Here is a 26,441-nt window from a genome sequence, read left to right as displayed (position 1 = left end):
CGTCCAACCCGCCGGGACAGGCACCATTGTCCTACCGGGTGGGGTCCCGGCCAAGCTTCCTGGCCGCCATGACCGCCAGGCTCTCCAGCGCCGCCCACGCGCCGCTGGCCGCGCTGCGCACCCGGGACCCCGGCGACGCGTCCATGGCCATGCTGGATGCCTGGGCCACGGCCGGGGACGTGCTCACCTTCTACCAGGAGCGGCTCTGCAACGAAGGCTACCTGCGCTCCGCCACGGAACAACGCTCGGTGCGGGAACTGGCCGCACTGGTCGGGTGGCGGCCCCGCCCCGGCGTCGCGGCCACCGCGTACCTCGCGTACACGGTGGACCCCAACACGCCCGAGGTCCTCATTCCGGCCGGGTCCCGGGCCAACAGCATCCCCGGCCCGGGGGAGACCATGCAGGCATTTGAAAGCAGCGACGACCTCCCGGCACGATCCGCCTGGAACCAGCTGCGCCCCCGCATGGCCCGTGCCCAGACGGCGGCCTCGGTCATCGCCGACGGCCTGTACCTGGCCGGCACGGCCACCAAGCTGGCACCCAACGACCCCCTCGTGCTGGACCTGGGCGCCGGGACGGTCCAGGCCGTGCGGGTCAAAACCGTCACCGAAGACCCCGTTGCGCAGCTGACCCGGGTGGAGCTGGCGGACTGGCAGGGCGGCAGCTTCGGCGCGGCCGCCCAACGGCACGCGCTCGCCGCAGCCAGGGCCGCCATGGACGCGGCCGCCGGGACCGCCACCGCCCAACGGGTAAGCCTCCTGCTCGACCAGCTGGAGCGGCTCGCGGGCACCGTGCCGGCCGCCGAACTGGCCCGCCAGGCCGGCGCAAACGCCTTGCCCGCGCTGGTCCGGGAACTGGCCGCGGCCAGGGACAGGGGCTACGCCCGGCTGATACCCGCACTGGAGGCGGCCCACGCCATCCTTGCCCCCATCGCGGCCTTTAGTCCGGGCCCCGGTCCGGGCGGACCGCGGCCTGTGGCCGGGCCGGCGGGACGGACACCGGCGTGGACGGCATTTCGCGCCGGCGGCCGCGAGGAGAACCCCGTGGACGCCCTGGTGGCGGGCCTGCTGCGTCCCGCGTCCGTGCCCCCGGCCAACGCGCAAAAGCTGGAACGCTCCTACACGGCCACGTTCGCCGGCGCCGGCGAGGTCTACCCCCAGCTGCTGTCCGGCCTGTACGCCAACCTGGCACCCACCCTGTTCCCGGCACTGACCGCGGAGCGCATCAGCAGCTCCACCACGCTGAGCGTGCAGGCCCTGCGCCAACGCTGCCCCCTGTTTGGCCACAACGCCCCGGTCCCCGGCTCGTTCAAGGGCGGCGTCTATGTCCCACCCACCTCCGACTGGGCCCTGGCCCTCGACGAACACGCCAATGTCGCGTACCTGGACGGTGCGCAGGCATTGCTCCAGGCCGGCCAGTACGTGGTGATGCAGCACGCCTCCGACACGGATCCGGGCAGCTTCACCGCCGAACTGACCGTGATCAAGACCGTCCGCACCGGCTCCCGGCTCGCCTACGGGCTGTCGGCTCCCGCCACCACCTTGGTCCTCTCCGATGCCTGGTGGAAGCCGAGGGGCCGGGACTTCCCCGACGGGCCCGACACCATGGGCACGCTGCGGGCCTCCACCGCCTACGCCGGGCAGGAAGCCCTGGAGCTGGCCCAGGAACCCATCACCGACGACGTCGGCGGCAGGGAACTCGAACTCGACGGGCTCTACGACGGGCTGACCGCAGGGCGTTGGGTCATCGTGACAGGGGTGCGGACGGATCTGGCGGCGGCCGGCATCCAGGGCGCCGAGCTGCTCATGCTGGCCGCCGTCGTCCACACGGGCCAAAGCGGCGACGGGGGCATCCTGGCGGGGGAGGAACGCCACACCTTCCTGACGTTTGCCCGGCCGCTGGCGTACACCTACCAACGGGACACGGTGAGCGTTTTTGGCAACGTTGTCCATGCCACGCACGGCGAAACGCGGCAGGAAGTCCTCGGCGCCGGCAACGCCGCACTGCCACTGCAGCAGTTCACCCTCAAGCAGGCGCCCCTGACGTATCTGGCCGCGCCCACGCCCGCCGGGGTCGCGAGCACCCTGGTGGTCCGCGTCAACGGCGTGCAGTGGCCGGAAGCACCGTCCCTGGGCTACCTGTCCGGACCCCGGCGCGGATTCTTCACCACCACCGCGCCCACGGGCACCACCACCATCACGTTCGGCAATCCGCCGCACGGCCAGCGGCTGCCCACCGGAACGGACAACGTCCGGGCCTGGTACCGCAGCGGCATCGGGACGCCGGGCAATGTCCGGCCCGGGCAGATCAGCCAGCTGGCCACGCGCCCCCTCGGAGTTACCGCCGTCACCAACCCGCTGCGGACCTCCGGCGGGGCCGACCCCGAGCCCTCCGAACTGACCCGCAGCAACGCCCCGCGCTCCGTCACGGCCCTGGACCGGCTGGTGTCCGTAGGGGACTATGCGGACTTCGCCGCCACCTTCGCCGGGATCGGCAAGGCAAGCTCCGCCCTCCTGTACGCCGGAGGCTCGGCCCTGCTTCAGGTGACGATTGCCGGTTTGGGCGATGTCCCCATCGATGCCGGATCGGACCTGTTCCGCAACCTCCGCAGCGCCCTCATCCTTTACGGAGACCCCCAGCTGCGCGTCAACCTGGTGGCGCGCGAGGCGCTGGCCCTGGTGCTCAGCGCCAACGTGAAAGTGGCTGCCGACCACGACTGGACCCTCGTGGAGCCCGCCCTGCGGTCCGCGTTGCTCCGGACCCATGGCTTCGACGCCATGGCGCTGGGCCGGGACGTGCCCACCAGCGCCGTCATCGCCGCCATGGCCGCCGTGCCGGGCGTGGACTACGTGGACCTGGACATCCTCCGCACGCTCCAGGCATCGGAGCTCACGGCCGGCGTCGCGGACCTGGCCGCGGGACCCACGCCGAATTCGCCCCGGCAGGCGGGCGATGATCCCGGCACGCAGCCGCCCCGCCGCATCCGCGTGGCCCCTGACCGGGTGGAGGGCGGCACGGCCCTGCCCGCCCAGCTGGCCTGGTTCCAAGCCGCTGTCCCGGACAGCCTGATCCTGAACGAGGTGCGCCCATGAACCGGCCGGCAGACTACCTGTACAACCTCCTGCCCGTCATCTACCGCATCCGCGATGCCGAGCAGGGATACCCGCTGCGTGAGCTGCTGGCCGTCATGGACGAACAGGGCGCCCTGATTGAGCAAAACATGGCCACGCTCTACGGGAACTTCTTCATCGAGACGGCCGAGGACTGGGCCGTCCCCTACCTGGGGGAGCTGGTGGGCTACCAGCCCGTGCACGACGCCGGCCTGCCCGGGGCCGGGGCGTCCAGTGCCGCCCGCAACAGGATCCTGGCACCCCGGCGCGAGGCGGCCCACGCCGTGAACTTCAGGCGGCGGAAGGGAACCCTGGCCGTCCTGGAACAGCTGGCCCTGGACACCTCGGGCTGGCAGGCCCACGCCGCCGAGTTCTTCACGCTGCTGGGCTGGAACCAGCAGCTCAACCACCAGCACGTGGACCGCGGCGGGACGGCGTCCCTGCGCGACGGCCGTGCCCTGGCCAGGCTCGGCGGCCCCGACGACGCCACGGCACATTCCGTCGATGTCCGGCGTCCCGGCTCCCACCGCACCCGCGGCCGGCACAACATTCCCTCGATCGGCCTCTTCGTGGCGCCCCTGTCCTCCTACGGTCTCACCGACGCCCCCGCATGCTGTGTGGAAAAGGAAGGCAGCCAGTGCTTCACCTTCAGCGTGCTGGGCCATGACACCCCCCTGTTCACCCAGCCCGTGGACCGCGGCTCGGCCGACGCACTCCGCCCGGAATTGCGCCTGCCCAGGGCCATCGGCCGCCGGGAACTCGAGCAGGTGGAGAGCCGCCGCCCGCCCAAGGCCAGGGCGTCGGCGTCGTACTTCGGGCCCGGCCGCAGCATCTCCGTCACGGCGTGGGGATGGCGGGGACAGGCCCGGCTGGTGCTGGACCCTGCAGACGTCATCCCGGCCAACCTTTCCGACTGGCACGCCTACAAGGCACCCCGCACCAAGGTCCTGGTCGATCCCGAACGCGGCCGGCTCGTGTTCCCCGCCGGCCAGCTGCCCCGCGGGGTGACGGTGGACTACCACTACGGCTTCAGCATGGAGCTGGGCGGCGGCGAATATCCGCGCCCCACCGCCCAGCCGGACGGCGCGGGCGTCTACCGGGTGCGCAAGGAGGGGCGGCTGGCCGGCGAATATGCCACGGTGTCCGCCGCCTACAGCCAATGGTGCACCGACCGCGACGCGGCGGACCCGGCGCCGGGCGCCAAGTCCGCCGTGCTGGAGATCATGGACAGCCGCGCCTACGAGGAACGCTTCGAATTCGTCCTTGTCCCCGGCGAGTACCTGCAACTGCGGGCGGCCAACGGTGCCCGGCCCGTCCTGCGGCTCCTGGACTACCGGGTGGACCAGCCCGACCCCCTCAGCGTCACCGGCGGGGCGGCCGCCCGCTTCGTGCTGGACGGGCTGCTGGTGGTTGGCCGCGGGCTGGTGGTCAACGGACCGGCCGCCCGCCGCGCCGCAAGCGACGGCGAGGACCCCACCGGCGGCGGCGATCTGTGCGACGTGTCCATCCGCCACTGCACACTGGTGCCTGGCTGGAACCTGGACTGCGACTGCGAACCGCAGCGCCCCGAGGAGCCCAGCATCCTCCTGGACGGTACGCGTGCCGCGGTGCGGATCACCCGCAGCATCCTGGGTCCCGTGCAGGTGCGCCGCGACCCGGACAACGGCCAGGCCCCCGTGCTGGCGCTCGCCGACTCCCTCTGGGATGCCACCGATCCGTGCGGCATCGTGCTGGGAGACGAGGGGGGCGGCACGGCGTTCAGCGCCCTGTGCGTGCAGCGCTGCACCGTGATCGGCGACGTGCTGGCCCACGCCGTCACGCTGGGGGAGGACACCATCTTCCTCGGCACGCTTCTGGCGGACCGCCGCCAGCTCGGCTGCCTGCGCTTTTGCTACGTCCCGCCCGGATCCGGGACGCCGCGCCGCTACCACTGCCAGCCGGACCTGGTGCGGGAGGCTGCCGCCCTGGCACCGGCGCCGGACCCGGCCGCAGCAGCCGCGGCGGAGGACCGGGAGGCCCTGCGGGTCCGCCCCGCGCTGGAAAGCCGGCGCTACGGCAACCCGGTGTACGGGCGGCTGGCCCCGGGCACGGCCGCGGAAATTGTGCGCGGCGCCTCCGATGAATCCGAGATGGGCGCCTTCCACGAGCTCTTCCAGCCCCAGCGTGCCGCCAACCTGCACGCACGGCTGGATGAATACACCGTCGCCAGCTATTCCGCCGGCATCTTTTACACCAGATAGGGGCACATCATGAAGGGCGACTTCAGCCGGGACACCTTTGATCCACGGAACCACTACACCCGCGTCCTCATGCAACAGGGACGTGTCCACCTCGACGCCGACTTCAACGAGCAGTCCGCCATCGCCATGCACGCCCAGCGGCTCCTGGCCCGGGACCTGATCGGCCCCGAAGGCGGGCCGCGGGACAATGCCGGTTTTGCCGTCATCACGGACCCCGCCGCGGTGAAGGCGCTGGGCAAGAAGCTGGTGCCGGGGGACTTTTTGATCGGCGCCGGGCGCTACTACGTCAACGGGGCCATGTGCCAAAATCCCGCAGCCCTGCTGTACAGCGAGCAACCGGGCTACCCGTTCGACGCCGCGACCACCACCGACATTCTGGCCGATCTGCCCGGCTACACCATCTACCTGGACGTGTGGGAGCGGCACATCAGCGCCGTGGAGGGCCCCGGCCTCCTGGAGCCGGCCCTTGGCGGACCGGACACCGCCACCCGTGCCCAGCTCACCTGGCAGGTGCGGGTCCTCCCCGGCGGGGCCGCCGACGGAGGGGGCGGGGTGGCGGACCACTTTGCGCGCGCCGTGCCCCTGCTGGCCGCCCGGGCCGAGCCGCCCGCCACGAACAACGACCCCTGCTCGGTGGATCCCGCCGCCCGCTACCGGGGCCTGGAAAACCAGCTGTACCGGGTGGAAATCCACGCCCCGGGACCTGCCGGCGGACCGGGGCAGGGCGCCACGTTCAAGTGGTCGCGGGACAACGGCTCCGTGACCCTGCCGCTGGCCGGATCACCCGCCGTGGACGCCGCGTCCAACACCACCACTGTCACACTGGCCACGCTGGGGCGGGACACGGACCTGGGCCTGGTGGTGGGCGGCTGGGTGGAACTGGTGGACGACAATTCCACTCTGCGGCACGTTGCGGCGCCCCTGCTGCGGGTCCATTCGATCGACCGCGACGAGTTCGCCGTGGTGCTGGAAGGGCAGGCGGACCCCGAATCGGGCCTGGACCCGCGGCTGCACCCGTACCTGCGCCGCTGGGACCACGGCGGCGACGCGGCTGCCGGCGGGGCCGTGGCCGTCGTCGAATCCCCGGCGGGGCAGCCGCTGTGGCAGGACCTTGAGGACGGGGTGCAGGTCTGTTTCCCTGTCGCCGACGGGGGATCCCCGGCCTCGTACCGGACGGGCGACTACTGGCTCATCCCGGCCCGAACCGTCACGGGCGACGTCGAGTGGCCCCGTGACGACGGTGCGGCCGCCCTCAACCCGCAGCCCTTGCCGCCCAGGGGTGAGGAACACGCCTACGCCGGGCTGGCCGGCGTCGGCTCCGGACCGGCCGGGGCGCCGGGGCAGGTGGTCACCGAGCTGCGGAAGTTCTTTGCGCCGCTGGCCGTGTGAGCCGTTGGCCCTGTGAGCCGCTGGCCCGGTCCGGTCCCGCGGGCCCACCGACGCCGGCATGGCAGGCCCTCGGAGGCCCGGGGCCACGGACCTGTGCTCCGACGGGTCACACTGTGAAGCCGTTTCTCACGCCTTCCTTGCATCAACACCAAACAAGGAGGTGGCTGCAATGCCAGAAACCACAGCTCAAACCCTTTCCGCCCGGATGGACCCCGCCAGGGAGGCCCTGGCGCGCCGGTTCGTCCAGTTCCTCGAGACGGGAACGGCGCCCGATGGGCTGTTTGCCGAGGACGTCTTTGTCGACTTCACCCTTCCCCTGTGGCGCAAGCAGGTCCGCGGAAGGCGGGCCGCCGAGCAGCTGCGCCGTGCGGGCCACCCCAGCCCCGGCACCGTGCCCCGCTGGCGCGCCGACGCCACCCCCGGCGGCTTCGTCATCGAATTTGAGGAAGCCTGGGCTGCCGACGGGCAACAGTGGACCGCACGCGAGATGGCCCGGGCGGACGTCGCCGGCGGGGAGGTGGCCGAACTGTCCGTCTACTGCACCGGGGACTGGGACCAGGCGCTCAGGACGCAACACGCGGCCGCGGAAACACTGATCCGGCCCTGATGCCGCGCAAGGGTGGGAACGGTCCGGCCGGATGTCTATGATCTATGCATGGCCACTGCCATGGGGTCCGATTCATCCGGCGGGGCCGGCTCTTCCGGGCCATCCGCCGAGGACCTCCTCCGGCGCGCGGACGCCGCACGCCGGTCCAAATCGCCCGACGCCGACGAGCTGTACCTTGCCGCCTGCCGGGCGGCCTCGCAGTCCGGCCAAACGGGCGTGCTGGTATCCGCCGCGCTGGCCCTTGTGGGCCACCACCGCTTTGGGACCCCGGCCGGCACGCTCCCGGCCCTCCTCCACCAGGCCTACTCCGCTGCGGGGCCGCCTGAGCGCGGGCGCCTGGCCGTGGCGCTGGCGCGGCTCTGGGTGTACGCCGGTGAGGCCGCCCGCGCCGCGCCCTTCGCCGCGGAGGCGTTGGACACGGCCCGCGCATCCGGAGACCCCGACGACGTCGCCGCCGCGCTGGAGGCAGGGCTGCTGACGCACTGGGGGCCGGACGACTTTGGTGCCCGGACACCGCTTTGCGCCGAGCTGGAAGAGCTGACGGCGCATACCGCCGACGTCGACCTGCGCCTCCGCGCCCTGTGCTGGGCCCTGACCAGTGCCCTCGAACGGCTTGACGGGCTGGCCCTTCAGCGCCGCCTGCGCGACCTCGAACTGCTGGCCCGGCAGTCCGGCGCGGAACGGGCGCTCTTTTACTCGCAGTGCCGCAGGGCCATGGCCGCGCTCCTCGCCGGCCGGACCGGCGAGGCCGAACAGTTGGCCGCTGCCGCCGCAGCCTCCGGTGCACGCGCCGGCGAGGCGGACGCGTATGCCGTGGAGCATGCGCTCGGCGGCGAGATTGCCCGCCAGCTCGGCCATGCCCCGGCGCTGCTCCGGGCCGAGGCAGCGAGGTATGAGGACTACGCGACCACCGAGGGTGTGCCGTCCATCCTCGCCCAGGCCGCCATTTTGTGGCTCGACGCCGGGGAGCCCGGACATGCGTCCGTCCTGGCACGCCGCATCATGGGCGACGGCTTTGCCGGCATTCCCCGGGACGTCGACTGGCTCCTGACAGCAACGCAGGTGGCGGAGGTTGCGACGAGGACCGGCGACCGGGCAGCCGCGGCACTCATGGCCGGCGTCCTTGAACCCTATGCGGGGCGGGGGGTGGTGAACGCCGCGGCGGTAAGCTTCCACGGCGTGGTGGACCACTATCTGGCCGGCGCCTACGCCCTGTTGGGCGACGGTGGACGTGCGGAGAAGCACCGTGCGGCCGCCGAAAACGCGTATGCCGCCCTCGGGGCCGATTGGTGGGCCGCGCGCCTCGCCGCTGGCGCCGGTGACGGCACGGGTGACCGGGGCCCGGCAGCCGGCGGCAGGGCGGGTCACCGCGGCGCGGGGAGCCGGCCGGGTCCTTCCGGCCACCCCGCAGGCGCGCTGCCGGCTGAACTGCTGTTTGCGCCCGGGACACCCGGGATCTGGCAGATCGGCCGAAAAGGGGCCGCGCAGGCCTTTCCCGCGCGTGTGGGATTCTCCTACTTGCGGCTGTTGCTGCGGAACCCGGGGAAGGACATTGCCAGCGTTGACCTTGTTTCAGGGTTTGACAGGGCGTTGCGGGCTGACCAGGACACGGGCGGCCCCGTCCTCGATCCTCGGGCCCTGGCGGCCTACCGGCGGCGCCTGGCGGAGCTGGATGAAGAGATCGGCGAGGCCGAGGACTGGAACGATCCGGACCGCGCCGCCGCAGCCCGGAGCGAACGGCAGGAGTTCATCCACCAGCTGGCCGCGGCCCGCGGGCTGCTGGGGCGCCCGCGCGCCCTGGGTCCGGCGTCTGAACGGGCTCGGACATCAGTGCGAAAGGCGGTCGCCGCCGCCCTGGAAGGGATTGCCGCAGCGGAGCCGGACGTGGCCCGCCTGCTGCGCGACGGGATCAGCACCGGGAGGATGTGCCGCTACGAGCCCGACCCGTCCCGGCCGGTCCGGTGGCTCACCGACCCGGCTCCGCGCGAGTGACCGAGAGAGACCGAGCCCCGCGCGACGCAGACCCGCGCTCACGGCGTGCCGCCGTCCGCGGCGGGCGAAGTGTCATGCGGTCCCGCCAGCCTGGCACGCAATCGGCGGACCCGGACCCGCGTCAGCGCGTCCACTCGTACGGGGTGGTGGTGGAGACCTTGACCAGCCCTGACCGTTCCAGGATGGGGCGGGAGAATTCCGTGGAGTCGCTGTGGACCAGCTTCTTCCCCATGGCCAGGGCCGAACGGGCCCGGGCCGCCGTCAGCGCCCGGTAGATGCCGCGGCCGCGGAACTCCGCCAGGGTGGCGCCGCCCCAGATCCCCACGAAGTCCGTGCCCGGCACCGGTTCCAGGCGTCCCGCGCTGACCATGCGCCCATCGATTTCAGCGACCCACAGTTCCATGCCGTCGTGGCGGGCAAGGCGTGCGATCAGCGCGTCCGCGGTGCGCGTGTTGACGGACTCGCCAAAGGCATCGTCGGCCATGGCACTCATGGCCCGCACGTCGGCGTTGGAGGTCACCTTGCGCAGCGTCACCCCGGCCGGCACGGGGGCGTCCGCAGACAGGCCCTCCAGCGGGCCGACCATGATGGATTCGGGCTCGCCGGGCACAAATCCGTTCGCCACCAGCGCCTCGTGCAGGCCCGGGGCGTGGTCGTGGCCCCGGGTCTTCCATTCAACGCCGGTGATGTCCGGGTCCACGCGGAAATGGCCCAGCGCGTCCGCCACCAGGGCGGCAATGTCAACGGCCCCCGCGAGGTCGCGGTAGGTGATGAATCCGCGGCCGCCGGCAAAGGTCACCAGCCGCAGCGGACCCATCGCGGCCACGCTCAACGCGCTGGGCGTTTCCGCATCGGTCCGGAGCTGGTCGTCATAGGCCTGAAGATACCGCTCCATGTCAGTCATCACAATCATCTTCACAGGCCGCCACGCGGGCCGCAACCGGGCCGGCCGTCGGCGGACGCACCGTGTCAGCCCCACCCGCTACGGTTAAACCATGACGCCCACCGTGGACCAACTCTCCGAATCGGCCCTGCTGGCCCGCATCTTCCCGCGCCTGCCTGCCGGCACCTCCACGCTGCTGGGACCTGGCGACGACTCGGCCATCATCGCCTCCCCCGACGGCCGCACCGTCATCTCGATCGACACCCAGGTCCAGGACAGGGACTTCCGCCTCGCCTGGCCCAACGGCTACGCGACCACGGGTTACGACGTCGGCTGGAAGGCCGCCGCGCAAAACCTGAGCGACATCAACGCCATGGGCGCCGAGGCCACGGCCATGGTGGTAAGCCTGACCCTTCCGGGCACGACGCCGGTGGCCTGGGTTGAGGGGTTGGCCGACGGCCTGGGTGCCGCGATCCTCGCGCTCGGCGCCGGGCGGTGTTCGGTGGCCGGGGGGGACCTGTCCGGGGGCTCGGAAATCGTGGTGACCGTGGCCGTGACCGGATCCCTGGACGGCCGGGACCCCGTGCTGCGCAGCGGCGCCCGCCCCGGCGACGTGGTGGCCGTGTGCGGCAACGTGGGATGGTCCGCCGCCGGGTGGGCGCTGCAGGAAAGCGGCATCGCCCCCCCCAACTACACGCCCGCGCTGCAGCACGCGGCGGACCTCTTCAACCGGCCGCAGCCGCCGCTCGTCGCCGGACCCGCGGCGGCCCGCGCCGGGGCCACCGCCATGATGGACATTTCCGACGGCCTGCTGCGCGACGCCGGGCGCCTCGCCGCGGCCAGCGGCACCCGGCTGGACCTGGACGGCGTCGTACTGGGAAGGCTGGCGGAACGGCTGGCCGAATGCGGGCGGGCACTGGGGGCGGACCCGCTGCAATGGGTGCTCAGCGGCGGGGAAGACCACGGATTGTTATCCACATTCCCAGCCAATGGTGCGCTCCCGCCCAGCTTCATTGGGATAGGCTCAGTAGTGTCCGCGGGCGCCGGCCAACCGGCGGTTTCCCTTGACGGACGGAACTTCAAAAGCGTCGTGGACGGCGCTGTGGGATGGGATCATTTTGCAGTCTAAGATTGCCGCAACTGCACCCGTAATTCGACGTTGGCTCGCCAAGGCCGAACAAACGCTCGCCAATCACAGCGACAGGCTCAACGCCATCAACATCTACCCCGTGGCCGACGCCGACACCGGGACCAACCTCTACCTGACCGTACGGTCCGCCTCCCAGGCCGTGGCGGAACTGGAGCCGTGCGACGCCGGAACCACCATGGCCGCCGCCGGGCGCGCCGCCATGGAGCAGGCCCGCGGCAACTCCGGCACCCTGTTTTCCGTGTTCCTCAGCGCCATGGCCGAGCCCCTTGCCGGGCAGCAGCGGATCAACGGTCCCCTGCTGGCCGCGGGCCTGCACCGCGCCCAGCTGCGGTCCTGGAGCGCCCTGAGCGAGCCCATGCCCGGGACCATGCTGTCCGTGCTGGAGGCCGCGGCCCGCGGCGCCGCCGAGGTGGAGTCGGCGCTCAACGGCGACGACTCCAACCAGGCGCTGGCCGAGACCCTGGACGGCGCCGTGGCCGCGGCCCGGGAGGCCGTGGTGCTGACCGAATCCCAGCTTGGCGTGCTGGCGGCGGCCCACGTGGTGGACGCCGGTGGCGTCGGGCTGCTGCTGATCCTGGACTGCCTGCGGTCCGTGGTGGTGGGCGAGCCACTCCAGGAGGACCTGCTGGACGGGCTCTCCGGCTACAAGGTCCAGGACCCCAACATCGCCCTGGGCATGCCCGAACAGCTGGGCGTGGAGGTCATGTGCACCATCAACCTCACGCCGCTGGCGGCCGCCGGCCTGCGCATGCAGCTGGACGAGCTGGGCGAGTCCGTCATCTTCAGCGCCGTCACCGAACAGGCCGACGACAGCGGCGCGTACCCGTGGCGCGTCCACGTCCACGTCCCGTCGCCGGCCACCGCGCTGGATGCCATCCAGGCCGTGGGTGATCCAAGCAACGTCAGCATCTCCGCGCTGAGCCCCAACGCCACTGCGGATGCCCATGACCTCCTCTGACGGCTCCGCCTTCGACTGTGGCGGGTACGACGCCGGCGACCCCGGCCTGGGCGGCGTGCCCGGCTTGGGCGGCGATTCCGGTCCGGGCGGCTTGCCGGACGAGCCGCAGCCGCCGCGCGTGCGCGAGTACCCCGACCTTGCCCTGCAGCTGTCCCGCCTGGTGGGGGCCGCCACGGCCAAGGCGGTGGAGAAGCACCTGGAGATTTCCACGGTGGGCCAGATGCTCCACCAGTTCCCGCGTCGGTACCTGGCCCGCGGCGAACTGACCGACCTGGACAAGCTGCCGCTGGACGAGGAGGTGACCATCCTGGCCCGCGTGGTGGATCTGGCCACCCGCCCCATGCAACGGCGCAAGGGGACCATCAGCGACGTCGTGATTACGGACAACAGCGGGCGCCCGTCCGGGCTGAAGATCAGCTTCTTCAACGGCTGGAAGGCCCAAAAGGAGCTGCGGCCTGGCGTGCTGGCCATGTTTTCCGGCCGCGTCACCCTGTACGGCGGCCACAAGTCGCTGACCAACCCGGACTACGTGCTGCTGCCGGACGATCCCCTCGCCGAGCACGAGGCGGAGATCCAGGCCGTCAAGCCCGTCCCCGTCTACCCGGCCACCGCAAAGTTCCCCAGCTGGAAGACACAGGACGTCATCACCGCCCTGCTGCCGGCCCTGGACCTCGGCAAGGTCCCGGACCCCGTGCCGGCCGCCATCGCCGCCCGGGAAAAGCTCATGCCCTTGTGGGAGGCGTACGAACAAATCCACAGGCCCGCCACCATGGAGGACTGGCCCCGGGCCCGGCAGCGCTTCCGCTACCAGGAGGCCCTGGCGCTGCAGGCCGCCCTGGCCCAAAAGCGGGTCGAGGCCCTGCGGCAGGACGCCACGGCGCGGCCCCTGGTTCCCGGCGCGCTGCTGGACGCCTTTGACGCCCGGCTGCCCTATGCGCTGACGGGCGGTCAGCAGGAAATCTGCGACCTCGTGGCGCGGGAGATTGCCGCCGGCCACCCCATGCACCGCCTGCTCCAGGGTGAGGTGGGCTCGGGCAAGACCGTGGTGGCCCTGCGTGCCATGCTCCAGGTGGTCGACGCCGGCGGGCAGGCCGCGTTCCTGGCCCCCACCGAGGTGCTTGCCGCCCAGCACCTGAACTCCATCCTGGCGCTGCTCGGCGACCTGGGCCAGGGCCCGCTGCTGGGAGGCCCGGACGCCACCAATGTGGTGCTGCTGACAGGGTCCATGCCTGCCGCCGCGCGCAAAAAGTCGCTGCTGGCGGCCGCCTCCGGCGAGGCCGGGATCGTGATCGGCACGCATGCCCTGCTCTCCGACAACGTGCAGTTTGCCGACCTGGGACTGATCGTGGTGGACGAGCAGCACCGCTTCGGCGTGGAGCAGCGCGACGTCCTGCGCTCCAAGGCCGCCAAGCCGCCGCACCTGCTCGTCATGACGGCCACCCCCATTCCCCGGACCGTGGCCATGACCATGTTCGGAGACCTGGAAGTGTCCGAGCTGACGGAACTGCCCAAGGGCCGGGCCCCCATCACCACCCATGTGGCGCCGCTGGCCGACCACCCGTCCTGGGAATCGCGGGTCTGGGAGCGGGCCCGCGAGGAGATCGACGAAGGCCGCCAGGTCTACGTGGTGTGCCCCAAGATTGGTGACGACGACGCCCCCGGTGGTCGAGCAGCGGATTCCGGTGGTCGAGCAGCGAGCCCTGCGAGCGCGTCGAGACCCGGGGTTTCGACAGACTCAACCCCCGACGACGGCGACGACCGCCCCATGGCCGGGGTACTCGACGTCGTACAGTACTTGCGCACGGTCCCGGCCCTGGCGGGCACGCGCATTGAGGCGCTGCACGGGCGGCTCGATTCGGCGGACAAGCAGGGCACCATGGCCCAATTCGCTGCCGGCGGCATCGACGTGCTGGTGGCCACCACCGTGATCGAGGTGGGCGTGGATGTGCACAATGCCACGCTGATGGTCATCCTGGATGCGGACCGGTTTGGGATGTCGCAGCTGCACCAGCTGCGCGGTCGCGTGGGCCGCGGCGGACACCCGGGCCTGTGCCTGCTGGTGACCGGCCTGGAGCGTGGGCACCCGAGCCGGAAGCGCCTCGACGCCGTGGCGGCGACCACGGACGGCTTCGTGCTGGCGCGCGAGGACCTGGAACTGCGCCGCGAAGGGGACATCCTGGGGGCAAGGCAGTCCGGCGGACGTTCCGGGCTGCGCATGCTCAGCGTGCTGCGGGACGAGGCGCTCATCGAGCGGGCGCGGGCGGATGCCACGCAAATTGTTGGCGCCGATCCGGAGCTGAAAGAACATGCCGCCTTGAAACTGGAAATCGACACGTACCTGACTGAACGGAATGAGGCCTTCCTTGAGCGTGGCTAGCAGTTCTTCGGTCGCCGGCTGGGTGCGCGCGTGAGCCGGATTGTTGCCGGCGCCGCCGGTGGAACGCCGCTGGTGTCGGTGCCCGGCGACGGCACGCGGCCCACCACGGACCGGGTCAAGGAGGCGCTGTTCTCGCGCCTGGAATCCATGAACATGCTGGCGGATGTCCGGGTCCTGGACCTGTACGCCGGCTCCGGCTCGCTCGGGGTGGAAAGCGCCAGCCGCGGGGCCAAGTCGGTGGAGCTGGTCGAGTTCAACGACAAGGCCGCCGGCGTGTGCCAGCGCAACGCCGAGCTGGTGAACAAGGTGCGCGGCCGCAAGATTGTTTCCGTGCAGCGCTCGCGGGTGGAGTCATTCCTGGCCAGGGTTGCGGAGGCCGGCGTGGACCAGTGGGACCTGGTCTTCCTGGACCCACCGTATCCTCTGACGGAGGACGAACTTTCGCTGGTGCTGGAGCTCCTTGGCCCGCGGCTCAGCCCCTACGCCGTGGTGGTGGTGGAGCGCTCATCCCGCACGCCCGAGCCCGCCTGGCCCGCGTCGCTGGAGATGTTTGCGGAGAAAAAGTACGGTGAAACGCGGCTCTGGTTCGCCGAGCCCGCGGGGTAGCAGCTCCGTGCGAAGCGGTCTCCACGGGCCACGGGTACACCTTCCAGCGGTCCGTGCCTAGAACGTGAAGTTCAGGATGCTTGTGGTACCCGAATTCAGCTCGAGGGTCATGGACTGTTCGCCAGCCTTGAAACCGGGGATCCGGGCCTGCTTGGCAAGTGGCTTCCCCGAGGACTTTTCGCCGTCAATACGCGTCTGGTCCTGGGCGGTCAGCGTGGGGCCGGAGAGCTGCGTCATGGTTCCCGTGGCGGCCTGGCGCGGCAGCATCAAGGTGATCTTGACGGGGGCCTGCTTGGCGGGGTCGTTCTGGTTGACCACCATGACTCCCATGGTGCCGTCCTTGTGCTGGACCGGGTACGCGTAGACGTTTTGGTCCCCGTCCACTTCAGACTTGAGGAAGTTGCCGGCGCCCAGCTTGTTGACCATCATGATTCCGTAGTACTGGGGGCGCATGGTCAGCTCTCCGCTGGGCTTGCCATACGGGCCGCTGTCGCACAGGGGAGAGCCCGGCGCCCCGCCCTTGCACGCCTCAAGTCCGCCGTGGAAGTTCAACTGCGTGACGCCTTCCATGGCCGAGCGCATCGCATAATTTATGGTCCACATGGCGGAGGCCTGCGTCTTGAGCACTTCGTTGCCGCCAAAGCACGTGGAAATGTTCGTTTCCGAATTCCACACGGGAATGTTGTGGCCCGCCGCAGCCTTCACGGCCGACGCCGCATAGTTGGCGCTGTAGTCGCTAAGCGTGCGTGAGAGCGCATTCTTGATGGTTCTCGCCTGCGGCGAATTGGCCGGGGCATCGCAAGTCGACAACGGGTAGTTGTGGTAGGTCAGGGCCCCGGCGTTGGGCAGGTCCAACCCGGCAAACCCCTTCCACCACACTTCGCTGTAGGCCTGCGGCCCCACCACCTTGACGCCGGGAGCGGCCTTGGCAATTGCCTCCGAGTAAGCGCGGGCCTCCCTGGCCCAGTCGGCGAAGGTGTAGTCCGCGGGCCGCAGGGCAAGGTAGGCATATTGCACCCGGTTGTAGCCGTTGGGCTCATTGCCCAGGCTGATGCCCACCATGCGGTCGCCGAGGATCTTGTGCGCCCACTTGGCAAAGTCGGCCGCGCGGGCCGGATCGTAGTGACCCATGTCAACGGCCATCAGCACGCGGGCGTTGCCCTGGTCCAGCAGGTGCTTCAGGTTCTCCAGCGTGGCCGGGGTGATCTTGATGACCTGGCGCTTGTCACTCGTGTAGGCCGGGACCACCTTCCAGTTCGGGATGGGCTCGTCCGTGGAGGTCCAGAAGAACCGGCGGTCCACGGCCTGCGCGCCGAAGCGGATGACGGGATCGCCGCTCATCTTCAGGATCTGGGCAAAGTTCGACCGGGCCGGATCGATGTGCATGTCCACCAGGTGGTCGGTGTCCATCGAGAGTCCGGCCAGTCCCTCCGGCATGATCCTGCCCGTCTTGTCGGAACCCACCTTGATGGTGGTGGCCTTGACGGCTGCTGTCGCCGACGCCGGCACGGCGGGCTGAACATATTCCGGCCGCTCAAACGTCGGGAACACGGACGGTGTGGCGGGGGTGGTGATGACTATGGGGGCCTGCGTTGTTTTTTCCGCGGTGCTGGAGCCGAGGACGTTGTGGAGGAGAGGCATCCCCGCCACCACCAGTGACACCGCGGCGGTGGCAACGACGGCCCCGGCCACGCCGGCGGCAGCGACACGCTTCCGGGCCCAGGCACCGCCCGGCGCCCGTGTCATCCGACGTGCCTGGCCTTGGCCCTTCGGCTTGTCGGGTCGGTTGGGGGTGGTGCGGGACGGTGTCATTTAGGCTCCAGGAACGCAGGTGATGGTCGGGCCCGCCAAAACGCGCCCGCTCAAGTCTATCGGGACGGGCTTCGGCCCGCTTGGCACCCGCGCCACGCGGCAGGGCGACGCGCCGCGGCGCAGTTTTCACGGCCGGCAGAGGGCCAAATCCAAGCATGTGCGAGTAGCGTTGCACCCAACAACGAGGCCCGTTTCCCGTGCGGAATCGGCCCGTTCGCAGAGCCGTTCGTTCCCGCCGCCGGCGCGTTGCCGGCGTCGAGCCCGTTGGCGCGGCGGCGGCATCCAGCGGTGCCCCGACACCGCGGACAACCCACAACTTCATTTTCAGGCCGTCGGCCAGTCCGGCGGCCCACGGCCAGCCGTCGGGACGAGTGCTGGCCCCGCGAAAAGGCCACGGCCATGCAACTACTGTTAGCGTTTCTTCCCCTCATCGCCATCATCGTGGCGCTGGTGGTGCTGCTGGTGCTGGTGCGGGTGTCCGTGAAGATGATGTGGCAGGTGGCCGAACCCAACGAGGCCCTGATCATCTCCGGCTTCACCCGCGGCCGGCCCGCCACCACGGACGGCATGGACTTCAAGATCGTCACCGGCAAGGGTGCGTTTGTGGTTCCCGGGCTGCAGACCGTCCGCGCCTTGTCGCTGACCCTGAACGAAACCGAGCTGCAGGTCAACTGCGTTACCTCACAGGGCATCCAGGTGGTGGTGCAGGGGGTGGTGATCTTCAAGATCGGGGATTCGACGCCGTTCATCGCCAACGCGGCCCGGCGTTTCCTGGGGCAGCAGGCCAAGATGGAAAGCCAGGTGTACAACGTCTTCGAGGGCCACCTGCGGTCCATCATCGGCAGCATGACGGTCGAGGAGATCATCCGGGAGCGCGACAAGCTTGCCTCCCAGGTGCGCAGCGCCAGCGGCACTGAAATGGAAAAGCTGGGCCTGGTGGTGGACTCGCTGCAGATCAAGGACCTGGAGGACCCCACCGGGTACATCCAGAACCTGGCGAAGCCGCACATTGCCCAGGTGAAGATGGAAGCCAGGATCGCCGAGGCCACCCGGAACCGCGAGGCGGCCGAGAAGGAGGCCGAGGCGGCGTCGCTCATTGCGGACGCGCAGAGTGTCTCCGCCATCAAGCAGTCGGCCGCAGCGGCCAACGCCGAGCGGGCCCGGGCGAACGCGGCGCAGGCCGGCCCGCTGGCGGATGCGACCGCGCGCCAGCAGGTGGTGGTCCAGGAGACCCAGGTGGCCAAGCTTGAGGCCGACCGCGAGGAACAAAAGCTCCAAACCACCGTCCGCAAACCGGCCGACGCCCGGGCCTACGCGCAGCGGACGGAGGCAGAGGCCCAAAAGTCCGCGGACATCAGTGCCGCCGAGGCGCGGGCCAGGAAGACCGAGGTGGAGGCGCAGGCCAACGCCGCGGCCGCCGCGGCCATGGCCGGCGCCACGAAGATCACGGGCGAGGCCGAGGCGGCGGCGACCAAGGCGCGCGGGGAGGCGGCGGCGTCGGCCATCAAGGCCAAGGCCCTCGCCGAAGCCGACGGCATCAGGGCCCGGGCGGAGGCCCTCGGCACCAACCAGGAGGCCGTCATTTCCCAGCAGCTGGCGGAGAACATGCCCGCAATCGTTGCCGCGGCCGCCGAGCCCTTTGGCCACGTGGGCCAACTGACGGTCCTCAATGGCGGCGACGGCGTCAACGAGATGGTGGGCGGCATCCTGGCCCAGGTGGGCAGCTACCTGCCGGCCCTGACCGATTCGCTGAAGAGGGGCAGGGGCGATGGCAGGCAGCCGCCCCAACCGTAGGGACCTGGACCGCAGCCTGACGGGACGGGTGGGCCGCGTGTCGGGGCTGGTGGGTCCCGGGACGGTGGGCGAGGTGATGATTGCGTTCCATGGCGGCACCACAGCGTTCCATGCCCACCCCTACGACGAAACGAGCGTGTATCCCGTGGGTGAACGCGTCCTGGTCATGTATTTCGAGCCGCCGCAGACCGTCTTCGTGGAGCAGCTGCCGGACTTCCTGCGCGAAGACGCCTGACAGTCCGCAGCCAGGCCGGCCCTCCCACGGCCGGCCTAGCCCGCGAGGTCGTCGAGGTCCACGCCGGCCAGGACCGTGGCGGGGTGCGGGCCGGCCGCCACCAGGGCCGCCGACCATTCCGCCGGCCAGCCCCCGTCCCGGCCCAGCAGGATGATGTTGCCGGGGTAGCGCCGAGTGAACAGCTGGGCGGCGCCGTACGCCGCGACGCCGGGCATGGCCGCGCGCAGTGCCCGCGTCTGGCTGCGCACCAGCGAGAACCCGGGCTCGTCGCCCACATTGACGGCCAGCACGCCGCCGGGCGCCAGCACGGCCGCTGCCTCGAGGTAGAAATCCGTGCACGCCAGGTGGGCCGGCGCGTCCGGTCCGCTGAAAATGTCCAGAATGACGACGTCGAACCTCAGTCCCGCGGGCAGCTCGGCGAGTGCAGCGCGGGCGTCGCCCACGTGGCTGGTGAGGTCCGTGCCGGCGGGAAGGGGCAGGTGCTCGAGGACAAAGTCGAGGAGCTCGCGTTCCAGCTCCACGGCGTGCTGGACGGAGCCGGGGCGCGTGGCCTGGATGTAGCGGGCCAGGGTCAGCGCGCCGGCGCCCAGGTGCAGGGCGGTGACGGGTTCCCCGGCCGGCTTGACCAGGTCCACGGCGTTGGCGATCCGGTGCAGGTATTCGTAGAACACCTCCTCCGGGTGGGCCAGGTTGACCTGGGACTGCTCGGCGTTGTCGATGCTGAGCACAAAGGCGTCCGCGTGCCAGGGATCGGCATCCAGGGTGGCGTGGACGCCGCTGTCGCGCAGGTAGCGGCTGGCCAGCACCATTACATCCTGTCCTTAAGCGTGGCCAGCCGTCCCGCGGCCTGTTCCAGCAGTTCTTCCTTCTTGCAGAACGCGAAGCGGAGCAGGGACCGGGTGCGGCGGGCGCCGTCCGGGTGGCAGAACACGGGGACAGGGATGGCGGCCACGCCGATGAGCCCGGGCAGCCTGCGGGCCAGCCCGGTGGCGTCGGTGATGCCGAGCCCGGCGGTGTCCGCATTGATGAAGTACGTGCCCTGCGAGGGCAGCACGTCCAGGCCGGCGGCGCGCAGGCCCTCGCTGAGGATGTCGCGCTTGCGCCGGAGGGTGGCCGCGGCATCGGTGAAGAAGCTTTCATCCATGCGCAGGCCCGCCGCGATGGCAGTTTGGAACGGGGTGCCGGAGGAATAGGTCAGGAACTGCTTGACGGTGCGGGCGGCGGCCACCAGCCGCGCCGGCCCGGACAGCCAGCCGATCTTCCAGCCCGTGAAGGAGAACGTCTTGCCCGCCGAGGACACGGTCAGCGTGCGGTCGGCTGCACCGGGCAGCGTCGCCACGGGTATGTGCCGGGGACCAAACGTGAGGTGCTCGTAGACCTCGTCGGTGAGGATCACGGCGTCGTACTTGATGGCGAGGCGGACCACTTCGCTGAGCACCTCCACGGGAAACATGGCACCGGTGGGGTTGTGCGGGTTGTTGACAATGACCATCTTGGTGCGCGGGCTGAAGCCGTCCTCCAGCGTGGCTAGGTCCGGCATGAAGTCCGGGGCCAGCAGCGCCGCCGTGGTGTGCTTGGCGCCGCTGAGTCCGATCATGGCGCCGTAGGAATCGTAGAAGGGCTCGAAGGTGAGGACCTCGTCGCCGGGGCCGGTCAGGGACAGGATGGCGGAGGCGATGGCTTCCGTGGCCCCCGTGGTGATGATGATTTCGGTTTCCGGGTCCGGGGTGAGGCCGTAAAAGCGTTCCTGGTGTTCGGCGACGGCCGCGCGAAGGTCGGGCATGCCCTTGCCCGGCGCGTACTGGTTGTTGCCGTTGGCGATGGCGTCCTGGGCGATGCGGCCGAGCTCGGCGGGGCCGTCCTCGTCCGGGAAGCCCTGGCCCAGGTTGATGGCACCGTGGCGGTTGGCGAGCGTGGTGATTTCCTCGAAGATGGTCACCGCCAGGGAGCCGTCCGGCCCCAACAGGTTGGCGCCTTCCGCGGTGCGCTGCCATGGCGTGCTCATTGCTGCTCCTTGCTGCAGGGACCGCCCGGCTGGTCCGGGCTGCTGCGCTCCCGTCAATAGGCTACCCGGCGCGGGGCTGGCGCGGGGCTGGCGCGGGGCTGGCGCGCTGCCGGCGCGGGGCCGGCGCGGGGCTGGCGCGCTGCCGGCGCGGGGGCCCGAAGCCTACCGGCCAGTAGGCCAGGTCACGGGGCGACATGGAACAAAACAGGTCGTCACGGCGGCGTTCATCGGATAGATTCACAGCTATGCAGCGCGCCGTATGCCCAGGATCGTTTGATCCGATCCACAAGGGGCACATTGAAGTCATCGCCCGGGCCACAGCACTTTTTGATGAGGTGATAGTGGCGGTGTCGACCAACTATGCCAAGACGTACCGGTTCACGCTGAACGAGCGACTGGACATGGCCCGGACCACGTTCTCGGCCCTGTCGGGGATTGTGGTGGAGCCGATGGGGGAGGGGCTGCTCTCCGAGTTCTGCCACGCGCGCGGGGTCGCCGCCATTGTCAAGGGGTTGCGCTCGTCCTCCGATTTTGACTACGAGCTGCCCATGGCCACCATGAACCGCCAGCTCTCCGGCGTTGAAACCGTCTTCCTGCCCGGAGACAGCCGCTACCTGCACCTTTCCTCCACGCTCATCAAGGAAGTCCACTCCCTGGGCGGGGACGTTTCCGACTTTGTGCCCCGCGCCGTTTTGCGCCGGCTGCAGGGGGATGTTGGCCCCGACACGCGTCCGACGCCGGTGGTCCCGCCGCGCCTGTAGCGTGCCGCGGTTTACGGTCCCGTTGTGCGTACGGGCCGCGGCGCACAGCAGTGTCGTGCGCCCGGCCGTCCGGCGTCGTGCCTCCTGAGAGCCAGATCACGGGCGGCGCGCCCCGGGACGGTTCGACTCCCCACCGGAGGCTGGCGTAGACTGAACAAGGCCGAAATGGCTTTGGTAACCGCACGTTTTGATGCCCGCGAGTATTCGGGATAGGATGGTGCGTCGGTCGTATGTTCATTCAGGAGTTCTCATTAGCGCAACCACGTTGGGCAACAAGTCCAACCACGGCACGCCCCTCACCATAGGTGTCAGGGAGCTTGGGCGAAGCCCGGGCAGCATGCGGACTTTCAATGAACGTATTCCCGTGCCAGAGGATTTTGGCACCCCGCTCATCAAGGTGACGCCCGGAACCGATTTGGATCTGGAACTCCGCTTTGAGGCCGTCCACGAAGGAATTCTGGTGTCGGGCAGCGTGCTTGTCGATGTGACAGGCGAGTGCTCCCGGTGCCTGGAGATCTTCGAGCACGAACTTGAAGTTGGTGTGCAAGAACTTTTCTTCTACGAGGAACCCCCCGTGGGCCTGGATGAAGACGAAGACACGCAACGTTGGGTCGAGCACGATTCTATCGATCTTGAACCGGTGTTGCGGGACGCAGTGGTAACCGCCCTGCCGTTCCAGCCGGTGTGCCGGGAAGACTGCGAGGGCCTGTGTTCCGAATGCGGAATACGCCTCGCGGATGAGCCTGGGCACCACCACGAGATCCTGGATCCCAGGTGGTCTGCCCTACAGGGCTTAACCGGCGAAGAAAACTAGCAACGTAAGTTTTAGCTGCAGGCATGTGCCGGCAGCTTATCGAGAGAAAAGAGTTTGCCGTGGCTGTTCCCAAGCGGAAGATGTCCCGTGCCAATACGCGCGCACGCCGTTCCCAGTGGAAGGCCACCGCGCCGAACCTGGTCAAGACCATCGAAAACGGGCAGGTTGTCTACAGCCTGCCGCACCAGGCCAAGGTCGTCACCGACTCCGCAGGCACCGCCCTGTTCCTGGAGTACAAGGGCCGCAAGGTCGCCGACGTCTAAGATGTCCGTGCGGCCAACAGGCCCGTTCGTTCACTGATTAATATTTTTTGCAGGAGCTGCTCATGTCCTCGGTCGCGGAACCCCCGAAGCTCGAGGACGGACACATACTGCTGTTGAAGCGTCTCGGTGTCACTATTGATGCCGGGACGCTTCGTCTTGCCCTGACCCACCGCTCCTACGCATATGAAAACGGTGGCATCCCCACCAACGAGCGCATGGAGTTCCTGGGCGATTCCATCCTGGGCTTCTCCGTCACGGACGCCCTCTACCGCGACAACCCCGCGCTGCCCGAGGGCGAGCTGGCCAAGCGCCGCTCCGCGGTGGTCTCCACCCGCGCCCTCGCCTCGATTGCCCGCGGGCTGGGCGTGGGCGAATTCATCTACCTCGGCCAGGGCGAGCGCCTCACCAAGGGCCGCAACAAGTCATCGATCCTGGCCGACACCATGGAAGCGCTCATCGGCGCCACCTATCTCACCAACGGCATTGAAGTGGCACGCGACCTGGTCATGCGCCTCGTGGGGCCCCTGCTGGCAGACTCCGATGTCCTTGGCGCCGGAACCGACTGGAAAACCAACATCCAGGAAATCTCCGCCGCCCGCCACCTGGGCCCGATCGTTTACGACATCACCGGCACCGGCCCCGACCATGACCGCAGTTTTGAGGCGCGCCTGCTCATCGGCGGACAGCACTTCGGCACCGGCTCCGGCCCGTCCAAGAAGGAGGCTGAGCGCGCCGCCGCCGCCGACGGCTGGACGGTGCTGCAGGAGCGCTTTTCTCGCTCGAAGCATGCGGGGCCTTCCGGGTACGACGCCGGAGCCCCCTCCGCGGGGGCCCCGCCTGCCCCTCCTGCCGGGGCTGCGGATGCCGCTGCCGCCGGCCCGGATGCAGCCGCCGGGCGCGCTGCAGGGTAAATGCCGGAGCTGCCCGAAGTCGAGGTGGTCCGCCGCGGCCTGGAACGCTGGGTCGCGGGGCGGACCATTACGGCTGTCGCCGTGCCGGACCCCCGCTCCATCCGCCGCCATGCGCTCGGCGTTGAGGACTTTGCCGGAAACCTGGTGGGTGCCACCGTTCTGGACGTGGTGCGCCGCGGGAAGTTCCTGTGGATGCCGCTGACGGATGCGCCGCCGGCGGCGGCAGTCACTGCCGGGGCGCCCGCCGCCGGCGCCGCCTATGGGTCCGAGCCGCCGCACACCGCGCTCGTTGCCCACTTGGGCATGAGCGGTCAGCTGCTGGTGGAATCCGCCGGCCAGCCGTACGAGAAGCACCTGAAGGTCCGGTTCTCCTTCTCCCCCCGCCACGACGCGCCCGAGGAACTGCGCTTCATCGACCAGCGGATTTTCGGCGGACTGTTCGTCACCTCGCTGGTTCCCACTGCGGACGGCCTGCCCGGGGGGTGGGGGATTCAAACCCGCGATGCCGCCGGCAGCGGGCTGCAAGGACAGGGAAGCGCGCCCGGTCTTGGGCGGGCCCTGATCCCTTCCGAGGCCGCCCACATTGGCCGCGACCCGCTGGACCCCTACTTCGACATCGACGCCGTGCACCGCAGGCTCCGCGCCCGGAAAACGGGACTCAAGCGGGCACTGCTGGACCAGGCGCTGGTATCGGGCATCGGCAACATCTACGCGGACGAGGCCCTTTGGGCGGCGAAAATGCACTACGCCCGGCCTACGGACACCATGCGCCGGCCGGACACGGAGCGGATTGTCCACGCTGCCCGGGACGTCATGTCCCGGGCCCTCGAGGCCGGAGGCACCAGCTTTGACTCGCTGTATGTCAACGTCAACGGAGCGTCGGGCTACTTCTCCCGGTCGCTGAATGCCTACGGCCGCGAGGGCCGGCCGTGCCTGCGGTGCGCCGCTGCCGGCCTGTCCACCACCATCCGCCGCGACACCTTCATGAACAGGTCCTCCTACAGCTGTCCCTTCTGCCAGCCGAAACCACGCAACGCCCGCCTGTAGTCCCGGCGGCGCTGGAGCGCTGGAGTCCCGGGGACACCCGTGACTGCTGGACGTTGGGGGACCAAAGCGGTGCTGGAACCACCGGCAACGCAGCCAAGTCCAAGAATTGTGGGCGCCCTGCGCGGCACCATCGGCGTCTTTTCCACAATCGTGCGTGCGTACCTTGTGCCGGGTCCATTTACTTTCCAGACTCATGGACATGGACAGACCTATTGTTGAGGCCATGTTTCGCAGGCTCTGGCCGGCGGACCGGCTGGTGGCCACTGCGGATCAGTTGCACGCAGCCGGCCTGGGAACGCGGTTCATTTCCGACGGCGTCCGAATGGGACTCCTGGTGCGGCTGCGGCGCGGCGTTTACGTTCCGCGGTACAGGTGGACCGGCAAGCCGCCGTGGCAGCAGGCCAAGATTCGTCTGGCCGCCCACATTGCCGTCTCGCACGGCGCGTTGGTGTACACGCATTTCAGCGCGGCACGCCTGCACGGACTGCATACCTGGGATTGCCCGGCAGACATCCACGCCAATGCCGGTTACCAGTCATCGCTGCGCGGCTCCTCCGCCGATGTGAAGCTGCACAACTTCGAGATTCCGCCTGGCGACATCGTGCGCAAGTTCTTTGCTGGAATTGGAACTACGCAGTTCACCGACCTGGCCCGCACGGTTCTGGATTGCGCCATGACGGCGTCTTTTGCGCAGGCAGTCGTCATCGGAGATTCCGCACTTCATCACGGATTGACCATGGAACAGTTGAATGCTGCGCTGATGGCCATGGGCGGGCGGAAAGGCGTCAAGATGGCGCGGAAGGTGGTGCGGGCGCTGAACGCCTTGTCCGAATCTGCCGGGGAGAGCCGGACTCGTCTGATCATGGCTGACCTGCCGATTCCTCCCCCCGAACTTCAAATCACGCTGACCGTTGATGGTGATGATTACCGCCCGGACTTTGCCTGGCGCGAAGCCAAGCTCATTGTGGAGTTCGACGGCAACGGCAAGTACTTCGATTACACATCCACGCCTGACGCTCTCATTAAGGAGCGTGAACGCGAAAGCGCCCTGATGGAACAGGGCTGGACCTTCGTCCGGCTTAAGTGGAAGCACCTGGAAAACCCTGAACAGGTTTGCGCGAGGATTTTTGCCGCTTACCAGCGAGCGGTCGGAGCCCGGGCGGCCTGATCCGGCACCCGCCGTGATTCCACACACACCGCTGAAGCTCCTCCGCCTTGGCGCGGTTCAATGCTTGGCGCGGTTCAATGCTTGCCGCGGTTCAGTGCTTGCCGCCGGGGCGCACAGCAGCCGCGACGATGGCACGTGCGTTAGCCGTTGGAACTGGGGTTAGAACGCCCTTTCGGTGGCTAACCCCAGCTGAAACGTGGGCGCGGTGGCTAACCCCAGCTGAAACGTGGGCGCGGTGGCTAACCCCAGCTGAAACGTGGGCGCGGTGGCTAACCCCAGCTGAAACGTGGGCGTTGTGGCTAACCCCCGCTGAAACGCA

21 protein-coding genes are annotated in these 26,441 nt (G+C 69.6%); 17 read left to right on the top strand and 4 right to left on the bottom strand.

Annotated elements, in window-relative coordinates; all coding sequences use genetic code 11:
- Positions 1–68 precede the first annotated feature (68 nt).
- The 5 genes from G6034_RS07845 (at position 69) to G6034_RS07825 (ending at position 9,338) form a co-directional block, all read left to right on the top strand.
- Complete coding sequence (locus tag G6034_RS07845) at positions 69–3,092, top strand: putative baseplate assembly protein (protein ID WP_176634547.1); 3,024 nt, start codon at positions 69–71, stop codon at positions 3,090–3,092.
- Positions 3,089–5,350 carry a hypothetical protein gene (locus G6034_RS07840; RefSeq protein WP_176634546.1) on the top strand — a complete coding sequence of 754 codons (2,262 nt, stop codon included), beginning with the start codon at positions 3,089–3,091 and terminating at the stop codon, positions 5,348–5,350. The genes G6034_RS07845 and G6034_RS07840 overlap by 4 nt, the downstream gene beginning before the upstream one ends.
- Before the next feature lie 9 nt (positions 5,351–5,359).
- The gene (locus G6034_RS07835) at positions 5,360–6,739 is read left to right on the top strand and encodes a DUF6519 domain-containing protein (RefSeq protein WP_176634545.1); all 1,380 of its coding nucleotides are present in this window, start codon (positions 5,360–5,362) and stop codon (positions 6,737–6,739) included.
- A gap of 169 nt (positions 6,740–6,908) precedes the next feature.
- On the top strand, positions 6,909–7,346 hold the full coding sequence (locus G6034_RS07830; protein ID WP_218063705.1) for a hypothetical protein: 438 nt from the start codon (positions 6,909–6,911) through the stop codon (positions 7,344–7,346).
- A 48-nt stretch (positions 7,347–7,394) separates the two neighbouring features.
- A complete protein-coding gene (locus tag G6034_RS07825; RefSeq protein ID WP_176634544.1) occupies positions 7,395–9,338 on the top strand; it encodes a hypothetical protein in 1,944 nt (647 codons plus the stop codon).
- A gap of 121 nt (positions 9,339–9,459) precedes the next feature.
- Here the strand turns inward: G6034_RS07825 and G6034_RS07820 are convergent, their stop codons facing one another.
- On the bottom strand, positions 9,460–10,242 hold the full coding sequence (locus tag G6034_RS07820) for a GNAT family N-acetyltransferase (RefSeq protein WP_176634543.1): 783 nt from the start codon (positions 10,240–10,242) through the stop codon (positions 9,460–9,462).
- Positions 10,243–10,333: 91 nt separating this feature from the next.
- Between G6034_RS07820 and G6034_RS07815 the strand changes: the two genes are divergently transcribed.
- The 4 genes from G6034_RS07815 to rsmD are packed head-to-tail and all read left to right on the top strand — an operon-like array spanning position 10,334 to position 15,312.
- Positions 10,334–11,350, top strand: a complete 1,017-nt coding sequence (locus G6034_RS07815) for a thiamine-phosphate kinase (protein WP_176634542.1) — start codon at positions 10,334–10,336, stop codon at positions 11,348–11,350.
- Complete coding sequence (locus G6034_RS07810; RefSeq protein WP_218063704.1) at positions 11,340–12,329, top strand: DAK2 domain-containing protein; 990 nt, start codon at positions 11,340–11,342, stop codon at positions 12,327–12,329. The genes G6034_RS07815 and G6034_RS07810 overlap by 11 nt, the downstream gene beginning before the upstream one ends.
- Positions 12,316–14,706: an ATP-dependent DNA helicase RecG gene (locus G6034_RS07805; RefSeq protein ID WP_218063703.1), complete on the top strand. Its 2,391-nt coding sequence runs from the start codon at positions 12,316–12,318 to the stop codon at positions 14,704–14,706. Before G6034_RS07810 ends, G6034_RS07805 begins: the two co-directional genes overlap by 14 nt.
- Positions 14,707–14,736: 30 nt before the next feature.
- Positions 14,737–15,312, top strand: a complete 576-nt coding sequence (gene rsmD, locus G6034_RS07800; protein ID WP_176634541.1) for a 16S rRNA (guanine(966)-N(2))-methyltransferase RsmD — start codon at positions 14,737–14,739, stop codon at positions 15,310–15,312.
- Between the two features lie 57 nt (positions 15,313–15,369).
- Here the strand turns inward: rsmD and G6034_RS07795 are convergent, their stop codons facing one another.
- On the bottom strand, positions 15,370–17,058 hold the full coding sequence (locus G6034_RS07795; RefSeq protein ID WP_176634540.1) for a hypothetical protein: 1,689 nt from the start codon (positions 17,056–17,058) through the stop codon (positions 15,370–15,372).
- A 465-nt stretch (positions 17,059–17,523) separates the two neighbouring features.
- On the opposite strand from G6034_RS07795, the gene G6034_RS07790 reads away from it, so the two are divergent.
- A complete protein-coding gene (locus tag G6034_RS07790; RefSeq protein WP_176634539.1) occupies positions 17,524–18,918 on the top strand; it encodes an SPFH domain-containing protein in 1,395 nt (464 codons plus the stop codon).
- Complete coding sequence (locus G6034_RS07785) at positions 18,893–19,153, top strand: hypothetical protein (protein ID WP_176634538.1); 261 nt, start codon at positions 18,893–18,895, stop codon at positions 19,151–19,153. Before G6034_RS07790 ends, G6034_RS07785 begins: the two co-directional genes overlap by 26 nt.
- Positions 19,154–19,188: 35 nt before the next feature.
- Here the strand turns inward: G6034_RS07785 and G6034_RS07780 are convergent, their stop codons facing one another.
- Both G6034_RS07780 and G6034_RS07775 read right to left on the bottom strand, forming a co-directional pair.
- Positions 19,189–19,962 carry a spermidine synthase gene (locus G6034_RS07780; protein ID WP_176634537.1) on the bottom strand — a complete coding sequence of 258 codons (774 nt, stop codon included), beginning with the start codon at positions 19,960–19,962 and terminating at the stop codon, positions 19,189–19,191.
- Positions 19,962–21,158 (bottom strand): aminotransferase class I/II-fold pyridoxal phosphate-dependent enzyme, encoded by a 1,197-nt coding sequence (locus G6034_RS07775; protein WP_176634536.1) that lies wholly within the window; start codon positions 21,156–21,158, stop codon positions 19,962–19,964. Before G6034_RS07775 ends, G6034_RS07780 begins: the two co-directional genes overlap by 1 nt.
- A 245-nt stretch (positions 21,159–21,403) precedes the next feature.
- Here G6034_RS07775 and coaD point away from each other — a divergent pair, with 245 nt between their 5' ends.
- From coaD to G6034_RS07745, 6 genes are all read left to right on the top strand, one after another.
- Positions 21,404–21,919 (top strand): pantetheine-phosphate adenylyltransferase, encoded by a 516-nt coding sequence (coaD, locus tag G6034_RS07770; RefSeq protein WP_176634535.1) that lies wholly within the window; start codon positions 21,404–21,406, stop codon positions 21,917–21,919.
- Between the two features lie 337 nt (positions 21,920–22,256).
- Positions 22,257–22,733 carry a YceD family protein gene (locus tag G6034_RS07765; protein WP_176634534.1) on the top strand — a complete coding sequence of 159 codons (477 nt, stop codon included), beginning with the start codon at positions 22,257–22,259 and terminating at the stop codon, positions 22,731–22,733.
- A 59-nt stretch (positions 22,734–22,792) separates the two neighbouring features.
- Positions 22,793–22,996, top strand: a complete 204-nt coding sequence (gene rpmF / locus G6034_RS07760; protein ID WP_113718495.1) for a 50S ribosomal protein L32 — start codon at positions 22,793–22,795, stop codon at positions 22,994–22,996.
- Positions 22,997–23,058: 62 nt separating this feature from the next.
- Complete coding sequence (gene rnc, locus G6034_RS07755; RefSeq protein WP_176634533.1) at positions 23,059–23,907, top strand: ribonuclease III; 849 nt, start codon at positions 23,059–23,061, stop codon at positions 23,905–23,907.
- Positions 23,908–24,954, top strand: a complete 1,047-nt coding sequence (locus tag G6034_RS07750) for an Fpg/Nei family DNA glycosylase (RefSeq protein ID WP_176634532.1) — start codon at positions 23,908–23,910, stop codon at positions 24,952–24,954.
- Between the two features lie 199 nt (positions 24,955–25,153).
- Positions 25,154–26,122, top strand: a complete 969-nt coding sequence (locus G6034_RS07745; protein WP_176634531.1) for a type IV toxin-antitoxin system AbiEi family antitoxin domain-containing protein — start codon at positions 25,154–25,156, stop codon at positions 26,120–26,122.
- Positions 26,123–26,441: the final 319 nt, after the last annotated feature.

The organism is Arthrobacter wenxiniae, assembly GCF_013376105.1.
GTDB classification, from domain to species: domain Bacteria; phylum Actinomycetota; class Actinomycetes; order Actinomycetales; family Micrococcaceae; genus Specibacter; species Specibacter wenxiniae.
The sequence above is the reverse complement of the archived record's forward strand: the minus strand, read 5'-3'. Positions and strand labels throughout refer to the sequence as shown.